The organism is Halomonas salipaludis (assembly GCF_002286975.1).
GTDB classification, from domain to species: domain Bacteria; phylum Pseudomonadota; class Gammaproteobacteria; order Pseudomonadales; family Halomonadaceae; genus Franzmannia; species Franzmannia salipaludis.
On sequence record NZ_NSKB01000012.1, the window covers coordinates 12622 to 28192 of the forward strand.

Sequence of the window (15571 nt, forward strand, 5' to 3'; positions counted from 1 at the left end):
TCCCCCGCGCTGTCGGCCGGTGTCGCTTGCCGGCAGCGCGCACTGCGCCTACAACTTGAGCATGGACACGCTTCCGGCATCCCATACCGCTGGCCGTGGGCCACTGGCGGTGATCCGTTTTCTTGGTCTGGTGCTGCTCGGTGCCCTGGTGGGCGGCATCGCCGCGCTGGCCGCGGTCGGCTTCGTGACGATCGTGCTGTGGCTCAACGAGGTGCTACTGATATCGCCCCGCAGCCGCATGATGTTCGATCAGCGCGGCATGCTGGTCGCCGCCACCGTCGCCGTACCGACACTGGGCGGATTGATCGTCGGCCTGCTACACCGCTATATCCCCGAGGGGCGGGCGCACTCCCCCGCCGATGTGATCGCCGCCGTGCAGACCCGCCGCGGCCGCTTGCCGGGCCGTGCCGGCGGAATGTCGGCGCTTAGCGCGATGATCTCACTCGGCGCCGGCGCCTCGGTGGGCCAGTACGGTCCCTTGGTTCATCTTGGCGCGACCCTGGGGTCACTGGGCGCACGCCTGCTGCGCATGAGTCGCTCGGACGACAACATCACCATTGCCTGTGGCGTGGCGGCGGCCATTGCTACCGCGTTCAATGCCCCGCTGGCGGGGATCGTGTTCGCCCATGAGGTGGTGCTGCGCCACTACGCGCTGCGCGCCTTCGCCCCGGTCGCCGCGGCGGCCATCGTCGGCTATGTCATCGCCACCAACGTGCTCGAGCGCGGCGCCCTGTTCCATGTCGCCGACACCGCCGTACCACGCCCCTGGGAGTTTGCCCTGTTCGTGATCATCGGCGGCATGGGGGCCCTGGTCGCCGGTGGCTATATGCGCGCCATCCTCGGCGTCGGACGGCTAGCCGGCCGTGTGCCGCTGGCCGCGCCGCTGCGGCCGGCCCTGGCCGGCGCGCTGCTCGGGGTGGCTGCCCTCTGGGTGCCGGACATCCTCGGCATGGGCCAAGAGACGTTGCGCTTCGCTACCATTGCCGGGGCCTTCGGCAGCGGCGAGCTATTGCTGGTGCTAGTGCTCAAGCTGGCGGCGACCGCGCTGTGCCTGGGCATGGGCTTCAGCGGCGGCGTGTTCAGCCCGGCACTGGTGATCGGCACCCTGTTCGGTGCCCTGTGTGGCACCCTGGTGGGCCAATTCAGCGATGCGCCCCAGGCAACCTTCGTGTTCTACGCCGTATGCGGCATGGTGGCGGTCACCGCGCCGGTGATCGGCGCTCCCCTGACCAGCCTGCTGATCGTCTTCGAGCTCACCGGCAGCTATGCGCTGACCACCGCGGCACTGGCCAGCGTAACCCTGGCCAGCCCGATTGCCGCCCAGCTGTTCGGCCGCTCGCTATTCGATATCCAACTCTCGAACCGCGGCCTGGATCTCTCCGCCGGGCGCGGCCGCGCGCTGCTGCAGGCCACCCAAGTAGCCGAGCAGCTGACCCGCGACTGCGTGACCCTGGCTCCCCGCACGCCGGTTCACGAGGCCATCCGCGCGCTGGGTGAAGCACGCCATGCCGAGGCCTACCTGGTCGATGCCCGGGGCCGCTACTGCGGCTGCGTGACGCTTCCCGAGCTGGAAGCGGCGCAGCAGGCAGGCCAGGCAGACAGCCATATTGCCGATTTCATCGTCACGGCACGTCCGGTGCTGCATCCCGACAGCTCGCTATGGGATGCCATGGCACAGCTCGAGGAGGTCACTGGCGAGGCCCTGGCGGTGGTCGACGCGGAGCGCGACGACGCCTTCCTCGGCGTGGTCTACGAGGCACGCATCGCCCGCGCCTATCTGCGTCACAACGATGCGTTACGCAAGGAGGAACATGGTACCGGTTAAGCCAGGCTCGCTGGCCCTGATGCTGGTCGGCTGCGCGGCGCTGACGCATGCAGCCGATGATGATGCCTTACACGTCCTGAGCTGGGGAGGCGCCTACGAGCGCGCTCAGCAGGAAGCCCTCTTCACCCCCTTTACCGAGACGACCGGCATCGCGGTTGAGGTGCACCGCTACGATGGCGACCTGGCACCGCTGCGCCGTGCGGTGGCCGAAGGCAATGTACCCTGGGACGTCATTGACATGACCCGCAGCCAGGCCATGGCGGCCTGCGACGCGGAGCTACTGGAGCGCTTGCCGGCCGACCTGCCCGCCCCGGCGCCGGATGGCACGCCGGCCAGCCGCGACTTCCTGCCCGGGGCAATCGGGGAGTGCGCCCTCACCCACAGCGTCTTCGCTACCGTGGTGGCTTACCGCCGCGATGCCTTCCCCGGGCAACGTCCCACCCACATTGGCGACCTGTTTGATCAGCAGCGCTTCCCCGGCCCGCGCGCTCTGCAACGCACCCCGGCGGTCAACCTGGAGTGGGCGCTGCTCTCCTATCGGGTGCCCCGCGAGGAGCTGTACGACCTGCTCAGCACCCGTCGCGGCCTGAGCCTGGCACTGGAGCGACTCGACACGCTCGATGAGATCCACTGGTGGGAAGCCGGTGATACCCCGCCACAACTGCTTGCGGATGGCGAGGTGGTGATGGCCTCGGGCTATAACGGCCGTTTTTTCGATGCCATGCTGGATCAGGAGACCCCTATCGAGATTCTCTGGGACGGCCAGGTGCAGGAGCATGAGACCTGGGCGATGCCACGCGGCGTCTCGAACCGGGATGCCGCCCACGATTTCATCCGTTTTGCCACCACCAGCGAGCGTCTCGCCGAGCTGGCGCGACGCATCCCCTACGGCCCAGCGCGCCATTCGGCCAGCCTGCAGGTCACCACTCACCCGCAGAGCGGCCAGGACATGCGCCTGCATATTCCCACTCACCCGCTGAACAGCGCCGGCGCCATCGAGAAGGACGAGCAGTGGTATGCGCGCACCCAGCAGCGCATCGACGCCTTCTTCGCCGACTGGCTGGCGTCGCGGCCCTGATGGCGACTGCCAAGGCAACGGCGACTGGGGTATCATGAGCGGCGACTCACAGCCATGACCCGCCCCATGCCCAGTATCGATGTGGTGATCCGCCTGACCCGCGACGAGTGCCTGGCCCACTATGAGGGCCGCGCCCAGAACGTGCACACCCGCAGTCTGGATGGCCGCAAGGTGATCTTCCCCACCGCTGCCCTGACCCGTATCGTCGGCCGCGACGGGATCGACGGCGTGTTCCGGCTGCACTTCACCGCGGCGGGCAAGTTCGCGTCCATCGAGCCGTTGCCGCGACGCTGAACGTTTAAACTACCAACTCGACTTTGTCGGTCGTTGGGCTAGTCTCTAATCGACGACAGTTTCCCTTCGGACGCGCCCATGCCAAGCCTTCTGGGCCACCGCTCGCCGCTGCGGTGGCTACTGCTCAGCGCGCTACTGATCACCGCCCCCTTGAGCGCGGCGAATGAGCCTGAGCTCGAGCGTGTCACCCTGCAGCTGGCCTGGTATCACCAGTTCCAGTTCGCCGGTTACTATGCCGCCAAACAGCGAGGCTACTTTCGTGAGGCCGGCTTCGAGGTGGAGATTCGCCACGGCGGCCACGACGTCTACGGCCGCCCCATCGACCCGGTGGAAGATGTGGTATTTGGCCGTGCCGACTTCGGCGTGTCGCGCTCCGACCTGCTGCTCTATCACAGCCAGGGCCTGCCGGTGGTGGTGCTGGCCAATATCATGCAGCGCTCGCCGCTGGTGTTTCTGACCCTGGAGGAACACGGCTTCACGCGCCTGGAAGAGGTCGGCGAGCGGCCGATCAGCGTCACCCTGCCCGACGTCGATGCCCGGCTCAGCGCCGAGACCCTGGCCAGCTTCCACCGTGCCGGCCTCGACCTCGAGCGGCTAAACAATCGGGCACCGAGCTGGGCGCTGGACGACTTGCTCGACGGCACCACCCAGCTGATGCCCGGCTACCTCACCGACGCCCCCTACTTTCTCGAAGCCTTCGGCGCCGAGCCGGTCACGATCACCCCCGAGTCGTATGGCATCGACTTCTACGGTGACCTGCTGTTTACCCGCGCGGCACTGATCGAAGAGCGGCCGGAGCGGGTCGAGGCGTTCCAAGATGCTGCCCTGCGCGGCTGGGCCTACGCGCTGGACAACATCGAGGAGGTGGCCGAGCTGATCACTCAGCACTACCCGACGCGCAACGCCCTCTACGATATTCACTTCCTGCGCCACGAGGCCGAGAAGCTGCGCGGCCTGATGCAGCCAGAGTTGATCGAGATCGGCTACATCAACCCCATCCGCTGGGAAAGCATCGCCGAGGTGTATGTGGAGCTCGGCATGATCGAGCACTACGACCTGGAGGGATTTCTCTATCGGCCACCGGCCCCCGCCAGCACCGACTTCAAGCGCCTGGTGCGCTGGGCGCTGGGTGGCGGGATCCTGCTGCTGCTGGTCATCGGCCTGGCCAGCTACCTGCTGATGATCAACCGCCAACTGCGCCACGAGGTGGCACGCCGCCAGACAGCCGAAGATTCGCTACGCGAGCTGGCCGAGAAGGATGGCCTGACCGGCGTCGACAACCGCCGGCTGTTCGAGGAGCGCCTGCAGCAGTGTGTGGCCCATGCCCGGCGCCATCACCAGCCACTGACGCTGATCCTGTTCGATGTCGATCACTTCAAGCAGGTCAACGACTGCCATGGACACCTGGCCGGCGACCAGGTGCTGGTGGAAATTGCCCAGATCACCCGCCCGCTGCTGCGCACCGACGACCACTTCGCCCGCTACGGCGGCGAAGAGTTCGCCGTGCTGCTGCCGGGCACCGATCACGCTGAGGCGTTGCAGGTCGCCAAGCGCATCTGGCAGGTCAACCGCGACCACCGCGTGACCAGCAACACCGGCCCAATCTGCTATAGCCTGAGCCTGGGGGTGGCCAGCCTCGACGAGCGAGACCAGGATCCGCACGATCTGGTCAGGCGTGCCGACGAGCGGCTCTATCAGGCCAAGCACCAAGGCCGTGATCGCTATTTCGGCGCCGCCGGCTACGCGACCAGCACCTAGCTGGTGCGCCGCATGCAACTCATTTTCATCGCATAACCTGGGTTAAGGTAACCGCCAACCCAGGGGTCCAATGTTAGAGAGTGTGGGGTCATGGATGACTCGTTGCGGCCAGGATGCCGCTCACACCCCCTGCGTTGCCCTGATCGCGCCCAGCCGCGATCAAGGCACTCTTTTTTTACGCGCAGTGCATCCTGTCAGCTGACAGCAGCACCCGCCTGCGCTCTGCGCTCCGGTAGCATGCCGCGGTCGAGAATGAAGCGGATGATCTCCTCGAGCCCCACCCCGTCGTAGAGGTTGGTGAACACGAACGGCCGCTCGCCACGCATCTTCTTCGAGTCCCGCTCCATGACCTCGAGCGACGCATGCACCTGCTCGGCAATGTCGATCTTGTTGATGATCAACAGGTCCGACTTGGTAATGCCCGGCCCGCCCTTGCGCGGGATCTTGTCGCCGGCGGAGACGTCGATCACGTAGAGGGTGAGGTCCGAGAGTTCGGGACTGAAGGTCGCCGAGAGGTTGTCGCCGCCCGACTCTACCAACACCAATTCGAGTTTGGGATGGCGCGCCTGCAGGTCGTCGATGGCGGCCAGGTTCATGGAGGCGTCTTCACGAATCGCGGTATGCGGGCAGCCACCGGTCTCGACGCCGAGAATGCGCTCTGCCGGCAGCGCGTCGTGCTTGAGCAGGAAGTCGGCATCCTCGCGGGTATAGATATCGTTGGTGACCACGGCGATATCGTAGTGGTCGCGCAGCGCCAGGCACAGCTGCTTGAGCAGCGCGGTCTTGCCGGAGCCCACCGGGCCGCCGACGCCAACGCGTAAACAATGGGTCATGTCATGTCTCCTCTTGTACTCTTTCGTCATCATCCTGTCGGTACGGGCGACTCACTGGACTAACCACGCCACGCGTCCGAAACCCTGGCACCCCGGTCGGACTCCCACGGTCGGAAAGACGGCACATCCCTGTGCCGGCTTTCCTCGATCTTCTTCCCTGAAGATCGCCCGCATCGTCTCGACCGTGCTGCCAGCGGACGCGCGAGGTGGATTCGCCAGTGATCGCCCGGCCTTGCTAGGCGCTTGGCGCTCAAGACTAGCTTCTGAATAGTCGGGAATATTGCGTTTCATGCAGCGCGCTGGCCATTGCCAGGCCGGGCAGCGCCGGGCCGAGTTCGTCGTCGTCCAGGCCCAGGGCCAGATCGACGGCCGCGACCAGCGCCGGGCGCAGCCGTTCGACCAGCCGCTGGGCGGCGGTATGCCCCAGCGGCAGCGCCTTGCAGGCCACCGCCAGCTGGTTCTCGAGCCACGCCCAGGCGAAGCCGAGCAGTGCCTGACGTTGGGTCACGCCACGCATTCGGGCGGTCCAGGCAAAGAGTGTCACGTAGCCGGCGTCAGGCGGCAGCATGCCACTATCCGGCAGTCGCTCAAGGCTTCCCAGCAGCCGCGCCAGCGAAGCGCCGAGGCGACTGTCTTCGGCGGCCAGCTCGGCGGTCTCGCGGTTGGCGGCAAGCCAGGCATCCCACTCCGCCACGCCATCAGCGTCGTCCTGACGCCAGGCCGTGTGCAGGCGCGCCAGCGCCGGCAGTTCGCAGTGCGCCAGGCCATCATCGAGCACGCCCTCGAGCCATTCACCGAGGCTCGCCTCGTTGCTCACCCAGCCCAGCTCGAAGGCGCTCTCCAGGCCTTGCGACCAGGCGAAGGCACCGATCGGCAGCGCCGGGCTGACCAGCTGCAGCAGGCCCAGCAGCGCCAGGTCGTCGCCCTGTGCCGGCGACTCAGTGGCCATGGGGGTGATCATGGTCGTGTGCATGTTCATGTGAGTGGCCATGCGAATGGCCGCCGGTCTGTTGGTAGGCGCCGGGCTCGGGGTCGAAGGGCGCCTGGTGATGCTCGAGGGTCGCCCCCAGCAGCTCGGCCAACTCTTCGAGCACATGATCCGGCGGGAAGCGCACCCAGCCCTGGTCGGGCCGTGCATCGTCGCTGCCCAGCGCCAGCTGCACGTGGCGATTGCCGAGGTGGTAGGCGAGCCGCGCCAGCGGCAGCCCGGCGGCGACCCGGGCGGTGACCACCGGCTCGGCGGCAGCCTCGATGCGGATCACCTCGCCGCTCTCGGCGCGCAGGCCGTCGCCGGCACGCAGCACCGGGCCGCGGTCGAGGAACAGGCCCAGTTCGCGGCCGCTATCGCTCACCGCCTTGAGCCGGCCCTTGGTGCGCGGCTCGAAGGGCAGCGTCAGGGTGTCGCTGGCCTGGCCATGCTCGATGGGGCCCAGGCGTTCGGTCAGTTTCAGCATTGGTACAACACTCCTCGAGGCAAGCCAGCCTTGCCCTCTCTCAACACCACGTGACCGAAACCCTGACACCCCGGACGGGCTCTCGCGGTCGGAAAGACGGCACCTCCCTGTGCCGGCTTTCCTCGATCTTCATCCATGAAGATCGACCGCGTCGCCTCGCCCGGGATGTCAGCGGCCACGCGAGGTGTCGCGATGACAAGCTGGCTTACTATGCCGCTGTCAGTGACAGCCATGATTCAGAATAAATGATAGCGCTGCGCCAGCGGCAGCTCGGTGGCCGGCTCGCAGGTCAGCAGCTCGCCATCGCAGCGCACCTCGTAGGTCTGGGGGTCGACCGTCAGTTCGGGGCAGGCGTCGTTGAGCTTCATGTCGCCCTTGCGCACCCCGCGCACGTTCTTGCAGGCAGCAAGCGCGCTGTTGAGCCCCAGCCGCGCCTTGATGCCGCCGTCGATGGCCGCCTGGCTGACGAAGCTGAGCCGAGTCTGGCTGGCGGCACGGCCGAAGGCGCCGAACATGTAGCGATAGTGCACCGGCTGCGGCGTGGGGATCGAGGCGTTGGGATCACCCATGGGCGCCGCGGCGATCATGCCGCCCTTGATCAGCAGCGCCGGCTTGACGCCGAAGAAGGCCGGATCCCAAAGTACCAGATCGGCGAGCTTACCGACCTCCACCGAGCCCACTTCATGACTGATGCCATGAGTGATCGCCGGGTTGATGGTGTACTTGGCGATATAGCGCTTGGCGCGGAAGTTGTCGGCGCCCAGTGCCTCGTCCTCGGGCAGCAGGCCGCGCTGTACCTTCATCTTGTGGGCGGTTTGCCAGGTGCGACAGACCACCTCGCCGACCCGGCCCATGGCCTGCGAGTCGGAAGCGATCATCGAGATCACCCCCAAATCGTGGAGGATGTCCTCGGCGGCGATGGTCTCGCGGCGAATACGCGAATCGGCGAAGGCCACGTCCTCGGGAATATTGGGATCGAGGTGGTGGCACACCATCAGCATGTCGAGATGCTCGTCGATGGTGTTGACCGTATAGGGCCGGGTCGGATTGGTCGACGACGGCAGCACGTAGGCCTTGGAGCAGGCAGTGAGGATATCCGGCGCGTGGCCGCCGCCGGCACCCTCGGTGTGGTAGGTGTGGATGCCGCGCTCCTTGAAGGCGGCCAGGGTGTCCTCGACGAAGCCCGACTCGTTGAGGGTGTCGGTGTGGATCGCCACCTGCACGTCGTACTTTTCCGCCACGCTCAGGCAGTTGTCGATAGACGCCGGCGTGGTGCCCCAGTCCTCGTGCAGCTTGAGGCCCATGGCGCCGGCCTCGAGCTGTGCCTCCAGTGCCTCCGGCAGGCTGGCATTGCCCTTGCCCAGCCAGCCGATGTTCATCGGCATGTCGTCGACCGACTGCAGCATCTTGCCGATATGCCAGGCACCCGGGGTGCAAGTGGTGGCATTCGAGCCGGTGGCCGGCCCGGTGCCGCCGCCGAGCATGGTGGTGATGCCGCTCATCAGCGCCTCTTCGATCTGCTGGGGGCAGATGAAGTGGATATGTGCATCAATGCCGCCGGCGGTCAGGATCTTGCCCTCACCGGCGATGATTTCGGTGCCTGGGCCGATAACAATCGCCACATCGGGCTGGGTATCGGGGTTGCCGGCCTTGCCGATGGCCGCAATGCGCCCTTCTTTGAGGCCGACATCGGCCTTGACGATGCCCCACCAATCGAGAATCAGGGCGTTGGTGATCACGGTGTCCATCACCGCATCGTCGACACGCTGGCTCTGGCCCATGCCGTCGCGGATCACCTTGCCACCGCCGAACTTGACCTCGTCGCCGTAGTGGGTGGCGTCCTTTTCCACCTCGATCCACAGCTCGGTGTCGCCCAGGCGCACCCGGTCACCCACGGTGGGGCCGTACATGTCGGCGTAGGCCTGTCTCGAGATCTTCATGACTGGCCTCCTTGGTCTGGTTTCTGCGCCTTTCGCGCGGCTTCGGGCGCGGTAGAGAGCAGCGCACCCATGACATCGCCGCGGAAGCCATAGATATGCCGCGTGCCGGCGTAGGGAATCAGCGTTACCTCACGGGTCTGGCCGGGCTCGAAGCGGATCGCCGTGCCGGCGGCAACGTCGAGGCGATAGCCCCGTGCGCGGTCGCGGTCGAAGGTCAGCGCCGGGTTGGCCTCGGCGAAGTGGTAGTGGGAGCCGATCTGGACCGGTCGGTCGCCGGTGTTGGCAACCTCGACGCTGATACGCTCGCGCCCTTCGCAGAGCGCGATCTCGCCGTCCTGCAACTGATACTCTCCGGGAATCATGGCGAGCTCCTCAGACGATAGGGGTGTGGACGGTGACCAGCTTGGTGCCGTCGGGGAAGGTGGCCTCGACCTGCACCTCGTCGACCATCTCGGCCACGCCCTCCATAACGTCGTCACGGCCGAGGATCTCGCGGCCGAAACTCATCAGCTCGGCCACGCTGCGCCCGTCGCGAGCGCCCTCCATGATCTCGAAGCTGATCAGCGCCACCGCTTCCGGGTAGTTGAGCTTGAGGCCGCGGGCTTTCCTGCGTTCGGCAAGCTGTGCGGCAGAGAACAGCAGCAGCTTGTCCTTGTCTCTTGGCGTCAGTTCCATAGCGCGTCCCTCATATCATTGATGTTTGCTGGCAGCGCGTCGCGCTGCCGAGGTAGCCAACCTCATCGCAACTGAAGTCACTCCCACCTTTGCCTTGGCGCCACTCCCCTGTGGGAGCGAATTCATTCGCGATTGCAGCGCGCAGCGCTGCCCGGCCGTGGCCAGACGACTCCCATCGCGACTGACGTCGCGGCGATCTCGCTTGGGCCTGCCTCATCATGTCAGCCAGATCCGTGGCGTATGCGCCTGGCGCTCCAGCAGCGCAGGCCTGAGCAGTTCCCAGGCCTGCTGGCAAATCGCCCAGGCCTCGTTACGCTCATGCCCCAGGTAGCGCAGCAGCAGCACGCCGTGACGCAGCGTTACCGCCCAGCGGGTATTGTCCGGCAGTGCCTCGCGCAGCGCCTCGATGGCCGCTGCGGCATCGCTGTCGTTAAGCCCTACTGCCCACAGCGTCGCCTGCACGCTGGCACCGCCCTGCCCCCAGCGGCCGCGAAAGCGCCGGTGCTGGGGATCCAGCGGCTGGCGCTCCAGCCACAGTGGCTTGCCGTCCCGGATCAGGCGGAAGCGCTGCTCGATGCACCCGGAAACGTACGGCAAGCGGCTCGCCGGGCGGCCCAGCGCCAGCACCTCCCAGCCCAGGCAGCGCGCATTGCCGTGCAGCGCTATGTCGGTCAGCTGTGCGCCGCGCGAGCCATCGAAGGCGATGGTCTCCTGGGGCAGCCACTCGAGGCTGGCACCGTCGTCGACGCTGAGCCGGGTCTGCTGGCACCAGGCCACTCCTTGGCTATCGGCCTTGTAGAGTTTGTTGGCCGCCGGCGTGGTCAGCAATGCATGACTGCCGCCCGCCAGGCGCGCCGAGATATTCAGCGCATCGCCGCTGACCAGGCCACCGGGGGGATGCAATAGATAGACGTGGCAGGCCCCTTCGCGGCCTTCGGGGTAAAAGGGACGCTGCACGCGCAGCGGGCCCTGGTGGCGCGCCTGGACCATGCGGGTGACGCCGTCACGGCGCTCGAACCCCAGCGCCAGCGAGGCCGCCCAGTGACGCTCGGCATCGAAACGATGCCCCGAATCGTGAGCGCTTGGCAGGGCGTGCGGAATAGCCGTCATCTAGCGGGTTCCATCAAATGGGTGAACGATACGCAGTATGTTGCAAGCAGCGTACCATCTTGGTGAAAAGCCACTAGCACCCATAAAAAACAATCGCTTAAAGTGTATACAAAAGCGTCGCCGCTGACCTAATGCACCATATAAGCGCCCCATCGGAATATCTTCGCACCACATTGGCGCACCTTGAGAGCAGAGCGCACCACCAGAGGGCAAAACCCGCCAAGCGACTAACCACCGGGCGGGTGCTGGGCGCTGCCGAACCTAGACCGTCAGATGCTGCTTGATCAGTTCGTCGGAGAGCTCGGCGATGGGCCCCTTGGCCACGTGGCGGCCGCGATCCATGATCACGAAGCGGTCGGCGTACTTGCGGGCGAAGGGCAGCTTCTGCTCCACCAGCAGCACGGTCAGGCCGTCCTCATCGATCAGGGTGCGGATGACCTCGCCGATCTGAGCGACGATATTGGGCTGAATGCCCTCCCCCGGCTCGTCGAGGATCAACATCCTCGGCTCGATCACCAGCGCTCGGCCGATGGCCAGCTGCTGCTGCTGGCCGCCGGAGAGATCGCCGCCGCGCCGGTGGCGCATCTCCTGGAGCACCGGGAACAGCTCATAGATGCGTTCGGGAATGCTGCGCTTGCCGTCGCTGCGCGCAGCGAGGCCGGTACGCAGGTTCTCCTCGACGCTCAGCAGCGGAAATATCTGCCGCCCCTGGGGCACGTAACCGATGCCCAGCCGCGAGCGCTCCTCGACCCGCTTGCGGGTCAGCTCGATGTCATCGGCGAAGCGCAGGCTGCCGTCGGCCACCCGCTCCTCGCCCATCACGCACTTGAGCAGGGTGGTCTTGCCCACCCCGTTGCGGCCCATCACGCAGGTGCACTCACCGGCCGGCACCTCGAGGGTCAGGTCCCACAGGGTATGGCTCTCACCGTAGTACTGATTGAGCTTGTCGACCTTGAGCATCAGGCGGCCTCCTCGCTTTCACCGAGGTAGACCTCGATTACCCGCGGGTCATTCTGCACTTCGTCCATGCTGCCCTCGGCCAGTACGCTGCCCTGATGCAGCACCGTGACCTTGCGCGCAATCGAGCGCACGAAGCCCATATCGTGCTCCACCACCACCACCGACTGCTTGCCAGCCAGGCCGGTAAGCAGTTCCGCCGTGCGCTCCATCTCCTGCTCGGTCATGCCCGCCACCGGCTCGTCGACCAGCAGCAGCCGCGGGCGCTGCATCAGTAGCATGCCGATCTCCAACCACTGCTTCTGGCCGTGGGAGAGGACCCCGGCCGGCCGCCGGCGCTGCTCGGCAAGGCCGGTCATTTCCAGCACTTCGTCGATACGCTCCCGCGCCGGGCCGTCGAGGCGCGCAAACAGAGTCGGCAGCACACGCTTGTCGGCGGTCATGGCCAGCTCGAGGTTCTCGAACACCGACAGCGCCTCGAACACCGTGGGCTTCTGGAACTTGCGACCGATGCCCAGGGTGGCGATCTCGGGCTCGTTCATGGTCAGCAGGTTGTGGCGGGTACCGAACCACACCTGGCCCTGATCGGGGCGAGTCTTGCCGGTGATGATGTCCATCATGGTGGTCTTGCCGGCGCCGTTGGGGCCGATGATGCAGCGCAGTTCGCCATCGTCGACGGTCAGGCTGAGGTCGTTGATGGCCTTGAAGCCATCGAAGCTGACCGTGACGTCCTCCATGTAGAGAATCGGCCCGTGACGTACGTCGACTGGCGACTCGGCGGGGGCCATGAAGTCGAACACGCGATCGCGCTGGGATAGCGACTTGATCAGGCTCATGGGGTCACCTCCTGGGCGTCGGCGTCATTGCGACGCCGCTTGAAACGATAGGCGAGCAGTCCGGCCACGCCCTTGGGCAGGAACACCGTGACCAGCACGAACATCGCGCCGAGGGCGAACAGCCAGGCATCCGGCATGACGCCGGTGAATACCGTCTTGGCGTAGTTGACCAGGATCGCCCCAATCACCGCGCCGTACAGCGTGGCACGACCACCCAGTGCAACCCACAGTACGATCTCGATGGAGAAGATCGGCGAAAACTCGCTGGGGTTGATGATACCCACCTGAGGCACATAGAGTGCGCCGGCAAGGCCGGCAAGCATCGCCGAGACCACGAATACGAACAGCTGGAAGCGTTCGACCCGGTAACCGATGAACCGCGTGCGCGCCTCGGCATCGCGGGTCGCCACGCAGACGCGGCCGAGCTTGCTGCCGACGATGGCGCGACACACCACATAACCCACCGCCAGGGCCACCCCGGTGGCCAGGAACAGCCCCAGCCGAGTGGCATCGCTCCTCAGGTTGTAGCCGAGAATATCGCGAAAATCGGTCAGTCCATTATTACCGCCGAAGCCCATCTCGTTGCGGAAGAAGGCCAGCATCAGGGCGAAGGTCAGCGCCTGGGTGATGATCGACAGATAGACCCCGGTAACCCGCGAACGGAACGCCAGGAAGCCGAACACCAGCGCCAGCGCCCCCGGCGCCAGCAGCACCATGATGAAAGCGAACCAGGCCATGTCGAACCCCTGCCAGTACCACGGCAGGCTCTCCCAGTTGAGGAAGACCATGAAATCCGGCAGTTCGGGATGCCCGTAGACCCCACGGTCGCCGATCTGGCGCATCAGGTACATGCCCATGGCATAGCCGCCGAGGGCGAAGAAGGCGCCGTGGCCGAGGCTGAGGATCCCCAGGTAACCCCACACCAGATCCACCGCCACCGCCAGCAGCGCATAGCTGAGGTACTTGCCGAACAGGTTGACGGTATAGGCGTTGACGTGGAGCGGATGCCCCGCCGGCACCACCAGATGCAGCAGCGTGACCAGCGTCATCGCCGCCAGCAGTACGCCGAGGAATAGCTGGGTCGAGCGCTCATTGAACGGTTGCGTTAACCACATCGCGATCAGCCCTCCGCCGCACGGCCCTTTTGCGGAAAGAGTCCGCGGGGGCGCTTCTGAATGAACAGGATGATGAACACCAGCACGATGATCTTGGCCAGCACGGCACCTGCCCAGGGCTCGAGAATCTGGTTGATCACGCCCAGCGACAGGCCGGCGACCAGGGTGCCCCAGAGGTTACCCACGCCGCCGAACACCACCACCATGAAGGAGTCGATGATGTAGTTCTGGCCCAGGTTGGGGCCGACATTGGTGAGCTGCGACAGCGCCACGCCGGCGAGCCCGGCGACACCGGAGCCCAGCGCGAAGGTCATGATATCGACGCGGGTCGCGCGGATGCCCATGGAGCGCGCCATGGCCCGGTTCTGGGTCACCGCACGCACCTCCAGGCCGAGCCGGGTACGGCGCATGATCAACATCAGGGCGGCGAATACCACCAGGGTAAAGCCCAGCACGTACATGCGATTGAGGGTCAGCGACAGAGCATCGTTGACGACCAGCGAGCCACTCATCCACTCCGGCGTCACCACGGTGCGGTTCTGAGGGGAAATCGCCGTGCGCACCAGCTGCTGGAGAATCAGGCTGATGCCGAAGGTCGCCAGCAGCGTTTCCAACGGCCGCCCCTTGAGAAACTGGATCACGCCGCGCTCGATGGCGATGCCAGCCAGGGCTGCGACCATGAAGCCTGCGGGTATCGCCAGGATCAGCGCCAGCCCTGGCTGGCCCGGCAGTAGCTGCTGCATCGCCCAGGTGGTGTAGGCGCCGAGCATGATCAGCTCGCCATGGGCCATGTTGATGACCCCCATTACGCCAAAGGTGATGGCCAGGCCAATCGCTGCCAGCACCAGCACCGAGCCGAGACTCAGCCCGAAGTAGAGCGTCTCGAGGCCACGGTTGATGCGCAGATTCTGTTCGATGCTGTTGACCGCCTCCTGGGCGGCGGCAGCCAGCAGCGGGTCGTCGCTGCTGGCCGCACGATTGAGCGCCACACGCACCCGAGAATGCAGGCTGCCCTGCAGGGTCTCGACCGCCTCGACCTCGCCCTGTTCGAGACGATGAATGGCCAACGCCAGGGTCAGGCGCTGGCGCACCCGGGAATCCGCTTCCTCATCGATTACGGCCGCGATGGGCTCGGCCAGCTCTGAGTCGACCTCGCCGAGCAGACGCTCCGCCGAGGCGCGGCGCAGCTCGAGGTCGGCCGCGTAAAGGTCGACCACCGCGATGGCGCTGCGCAGCTGGTTGCGCAGCGCATTGTTGATACCGATACGATCCAGCTCGCGGCGCGACATCTCGCCGAGCGCCTCACCGTTCAAGGCATCTTCCACCGGCCAGTCGCGGCCCGTGTTGTCGAGCACCACCACGAAGCGACCGTCATCAGCGCGCTGCAGGCGGCCGTCGAGCAGCGACTGCAGCCAGTAGCGGGCCCGGTCATCTTCGCTGGCGACGATGGCATCGATGGCTTCGCCCTTGGCCGGGAAGCTGTCGACGTCCAGTGCTTCGAGCAGTTCAAGGGCCGCGGTGTCGCGCTCGGCGTCCTGGGCATGGGCAATGGCGGGGGGCAGGATCAGCATCAGCAGGGCCAGCAGGCCCGCCAGCAACGCCTGGAGCCAGCGCCGCGCCCACCACTGGGCACGGCAACGGCCGGCCTCGGCCAGCGTCGGCCAGGGCCACGGGAAATTCCTCATCGGGCTTTTCC

General features: G+C 66.2%; 15 protein-coding genes. 4 read left to right on the forward strand and 11 right to left on the reverse strand.

The features are described from left to right. Positions 1 to 61 precede the first annotated feature (61 nt). The 4 genes from CK498_RS23310 (at position 62) to CK498_RS23325 (ending at position 4955) form a co-directional block, all read left to right on the forward strand. Positions 62 to 1825 (forward strand): chloride channel protein, encoded by a 1764-nt coding sequence (locus CK498_RS23310; protein WP_095623243.1) that lies wholly within the window; start codon positions 62 to 64, stop codon positions 1823 to 1825. Beyond that, on the forward strand, positions 1812 to 2903 hold the full coding sequence (locus CK498_RS23315; RefSeq protein ID WP_095623244.1) for an extracellular solute-binding protein: 1092 nt from the start codon (positions 1812 to 1814) through the stop codon (positions 2901 to 2903). The genes CK498_RS23310 and CK498_RS23315 overlap by 14 nt, the downstream gene beginning before the upstream one ends. Before the next feature lie 66 nt (positions 2904 to 2969). Then, entirely contained in the window at positions 2970 to 3197 is a 228-nt protein-coding gene (locus tag CK498_RS23320) for a DUF2835 family protein (protein WP_095623300.1), read from the forward strand. A gap of 78 nt (positions 3198 to 3275) precedes the next feature. After that, positions 3276 to 4955, forward strand: a complete 1680-nt coding sequence (locus CK498_RS23325; protein WP_095623245.1) for a GGDEF domain-containing protein — start codon at positions 3276 to 3278, stop codon at positions 4953 to 4955. Between the two features lie 194 nt (positions 4956 to 5149). On the opposite strand, the gene ureG is transcribed toward CK498_RS23325, so the two are convergent. The 11 genes from ureG to urtB form a co-directional block, all read right to left on the reverse strand. Then, a complete protein-coding gene (gene ureG / locus CK498_RS23330) occupies positions 5150 to 5788 on the reverse strand; it encodes an urease accessory protein UreG (protein ID WP_095623246.1) in 639 nt (212 codons plus the stop codon). Positions 5789 to 6044: 256 nt separating this feature from the next. Continuing rightward, entirely contained in the window at positions 6045 to 6737 is a 693-nt protein-coding gene (locus CK498_RS23335; protein ID WP_095623247.1) for an urease accessory protein UreF, read from the reverse strand. Further along, positions 6727 to 7242: an urease accessory protein UreE gene (gene ureE, locus CK498_RS23340; RefSeq protein WP_095623248.1), complete on the reverse strand. Its 516-nt coding sequence runs from the start codon at positions 7240 to 7242 to the stop codon at positions 6727 to 6729. The genes CK498_RS23335 and ureE overlap by 11 nt, the downstream gene beginning before the upstream one ends. A 236-nt stretch (positions 7243 to 7478) precedes the next feature. Beyond that, positions 7479 to 9182, reverse strand: coding sequence for an urease subunit alpha (gene ureC, locus CK498_RS23345; RefSeq protein ID WP_095623249.1), 1704 nt, complete (start codon positions 9180 to 9182; stop codon positions 7479 to 7481). Beyond that, on the reverse strand, positions 9179 to 9544 hold the full coding sequence (locus CK498_RS23350) for an urease subunit beta (RefSeq protein WP_095623250.1): 366 nt from the start codon (positions 9542 to 9544) through the stop codon (positions 9179 to 9181). Before CK498_RS23350 ends, ureC begins: the two co-directional genes overlap by 4 nt. A 10-nt stretch (positions 9545 to 9554) precedes the next feature. Beyond that, the gene (locus CK498_RS23355) at positions 9555 to 9857 is read right to left on the reverse strand and encodes an urease subunit gamma (protein ID WP_095623251.1); all 303 of its coding nucleotides are present in this window, start codon (positions 9855 to 9857) and stop codon (positions 9555 to 9557) included. 216 nt (positions 9858 to 10073) lie between these two features. Next, positions 10074 to 10967: an urease accessory protein UreD gene (locus CK498_RS23360; RefSeq protein WP_095623252.1), complete on the reverse strand. Its 894-nt coding sequence runs from the start codon at positions 10965 to 10967 to the stop codon at positions 10074 to 10076. Between the two features lie 261 nt (positions 10968 to 11228). After that, positions 11229 to 11927: an urea ABC transporter ATP-binding subunit UrtE gene (gene urtE, locus CK498_RS23365; RefSeq protein WP_095623253.1), complete on the reverse strand. Its 699-nt coding sequence runs from the start codon at positions 11925 to 11927 to the stop codon at positions 11229 to 11231. Beyond that, a complete protein-coding gene (gene urtD, locus CK498_RS23370; RefSeq protein WP_095623254.1) occupies positions 11927 to 12760 on the reverse strand; it encodes an urea ABC transporter ATP-binding protein UrtD in 834 nt (277 codons plus the stop codon). The genes urtE and urtD overlap by 1 nt, the downstream gene beginning before the upstream one ends. Next, a complete protein-coding gene (gene urtC, locus CK498_RS23375) occupies positions 12757 to 13875 on the reverse strand; it encodes an urea ABC transporter permease subunit UrtC (protein WP_095623255.1) in 1119 nt (372 codons plus the stop codon). The genes urtD and urtC overlap by 4 nt, the downstream gene beginning before the upstream one ends. A gap of 5 nt (positions 13876 to 13880) precedes the next feature. Further along, on the reverse strand, positions 13881 to 15446 hold the full coding sequence (gene urtB / locus CK498_RS23380; protein WP_217987847.1) for an urea ABC transporter permease subunit UrtB: 1566 nt from the start codon (positions 15444 to 15446) through the stop codon (positions 13881 to 13883). Between the last annotated feature and the right edge of the window lie 125 nt (positions 15447 to 15571).

Bases quoted from the DNA above. Each gene is read 5' to 3' on its own strand.
- ureE (WP_095623248.1), bottom strand. From the start codon at position 7,242: ATGCTGAAACTGACCGAACGCCTGGGCCCCATCGAGCATGGCCAGGCC.
- urtE (WP_095623253.1), bottom strand. From the start codon at position 11,927: ATGCTCAAGGTCGACAAGCTCAATCAGTACTACGGTGAGAGCCATACC.
- CK498_RS23315 (WP_095623244.1), top strand. From the start codon at position 1,812: ATGGTACCGGTTAAGCCAGGCTCGCTGGCCCTGATGCTGGTCGGCTGC.
- CK498_RS23350 (WP_095623250.1), bottom strand. From the start codon at position 9,544: ATGATTCCCGGAGAGTATCAGTTGCAGGACGGCGAGATCGCGCTCTGC.
- CK498_RS23325 (WP_095623245.1), top strand. From the start codon at position 3,276: ATGCCAAGCCTTCTGGGCCACCGCTCGCCGCTGCGGTGGCTACTGCTC.
- ureG (WP_095623246.1), bottom strand. From the start codon at position 5,788: ATGACCCATTGTTTACGCGTTGGCGTCGGCGGCCCGGTGGGCTCCGGC.
- urtC (WP_095623255.1), bottom strand. From the start codon at position 13,875: ATGTGGTTAACGCAACCGTTCAATGAGCGCTCGACCCAGCTATTCCTC.
- CK498_RS23360 (WP_095623252.1), bottom strand. From the start codon at position 10,967: ATGACGGCTATTCCGCACGCCCTGCCAAGCGCTCACGATTCGGGGCAT.
- ureC (WP_095623249.1), bottom strand. From the start codon at position 9,182: ATGAAGATCTCGAGACAGGCCTACGCCGACATGTACGGCCCCACCGTG.
- CK498_RS23320 (WP_095623300.1), top strand. From the start codon at position 2,970: ATGCCCAGTATCGATGTGGTGATCCGCCTGACCCGCGACGAGTGCCTG.
- CK498_RS23335 (WP_095623247.1), bottom strand. From the start codon at position 6,737: ATGGCCACTGAGTCGCCGGCACAGGGCGACGACCTGGCGCTGCTGGGC.
- urtB (WP_217987847.1), bottom strand. From the start codon at position 15,446: ATGCTGATCCTGCCCCCCGCCATTGCCCATGCCCAGGACGCCGAGCGC.
- CK498_RS23355 (WP_095623251.1), bottom strand. From the start codon at position 9,857: ATGGAACTGACGCCAAGAGACAAGGACAAGCTGCTGCTGTTCTCTGCC.
- CK498_RS23310 (WP_095623243.1), top strand. From the start codon at position 62: ATGGACACGCTTCCGGCATCCCATACCGCTGGCCGTGGGCCACTGGCG.
- urtD (WP_095623254.1), bottom strand. From the start codon at position 12,760: ATGAGCCTGATCAAGTCGCTATCCCAGCGCGATCGCGTGTTCGACTTC.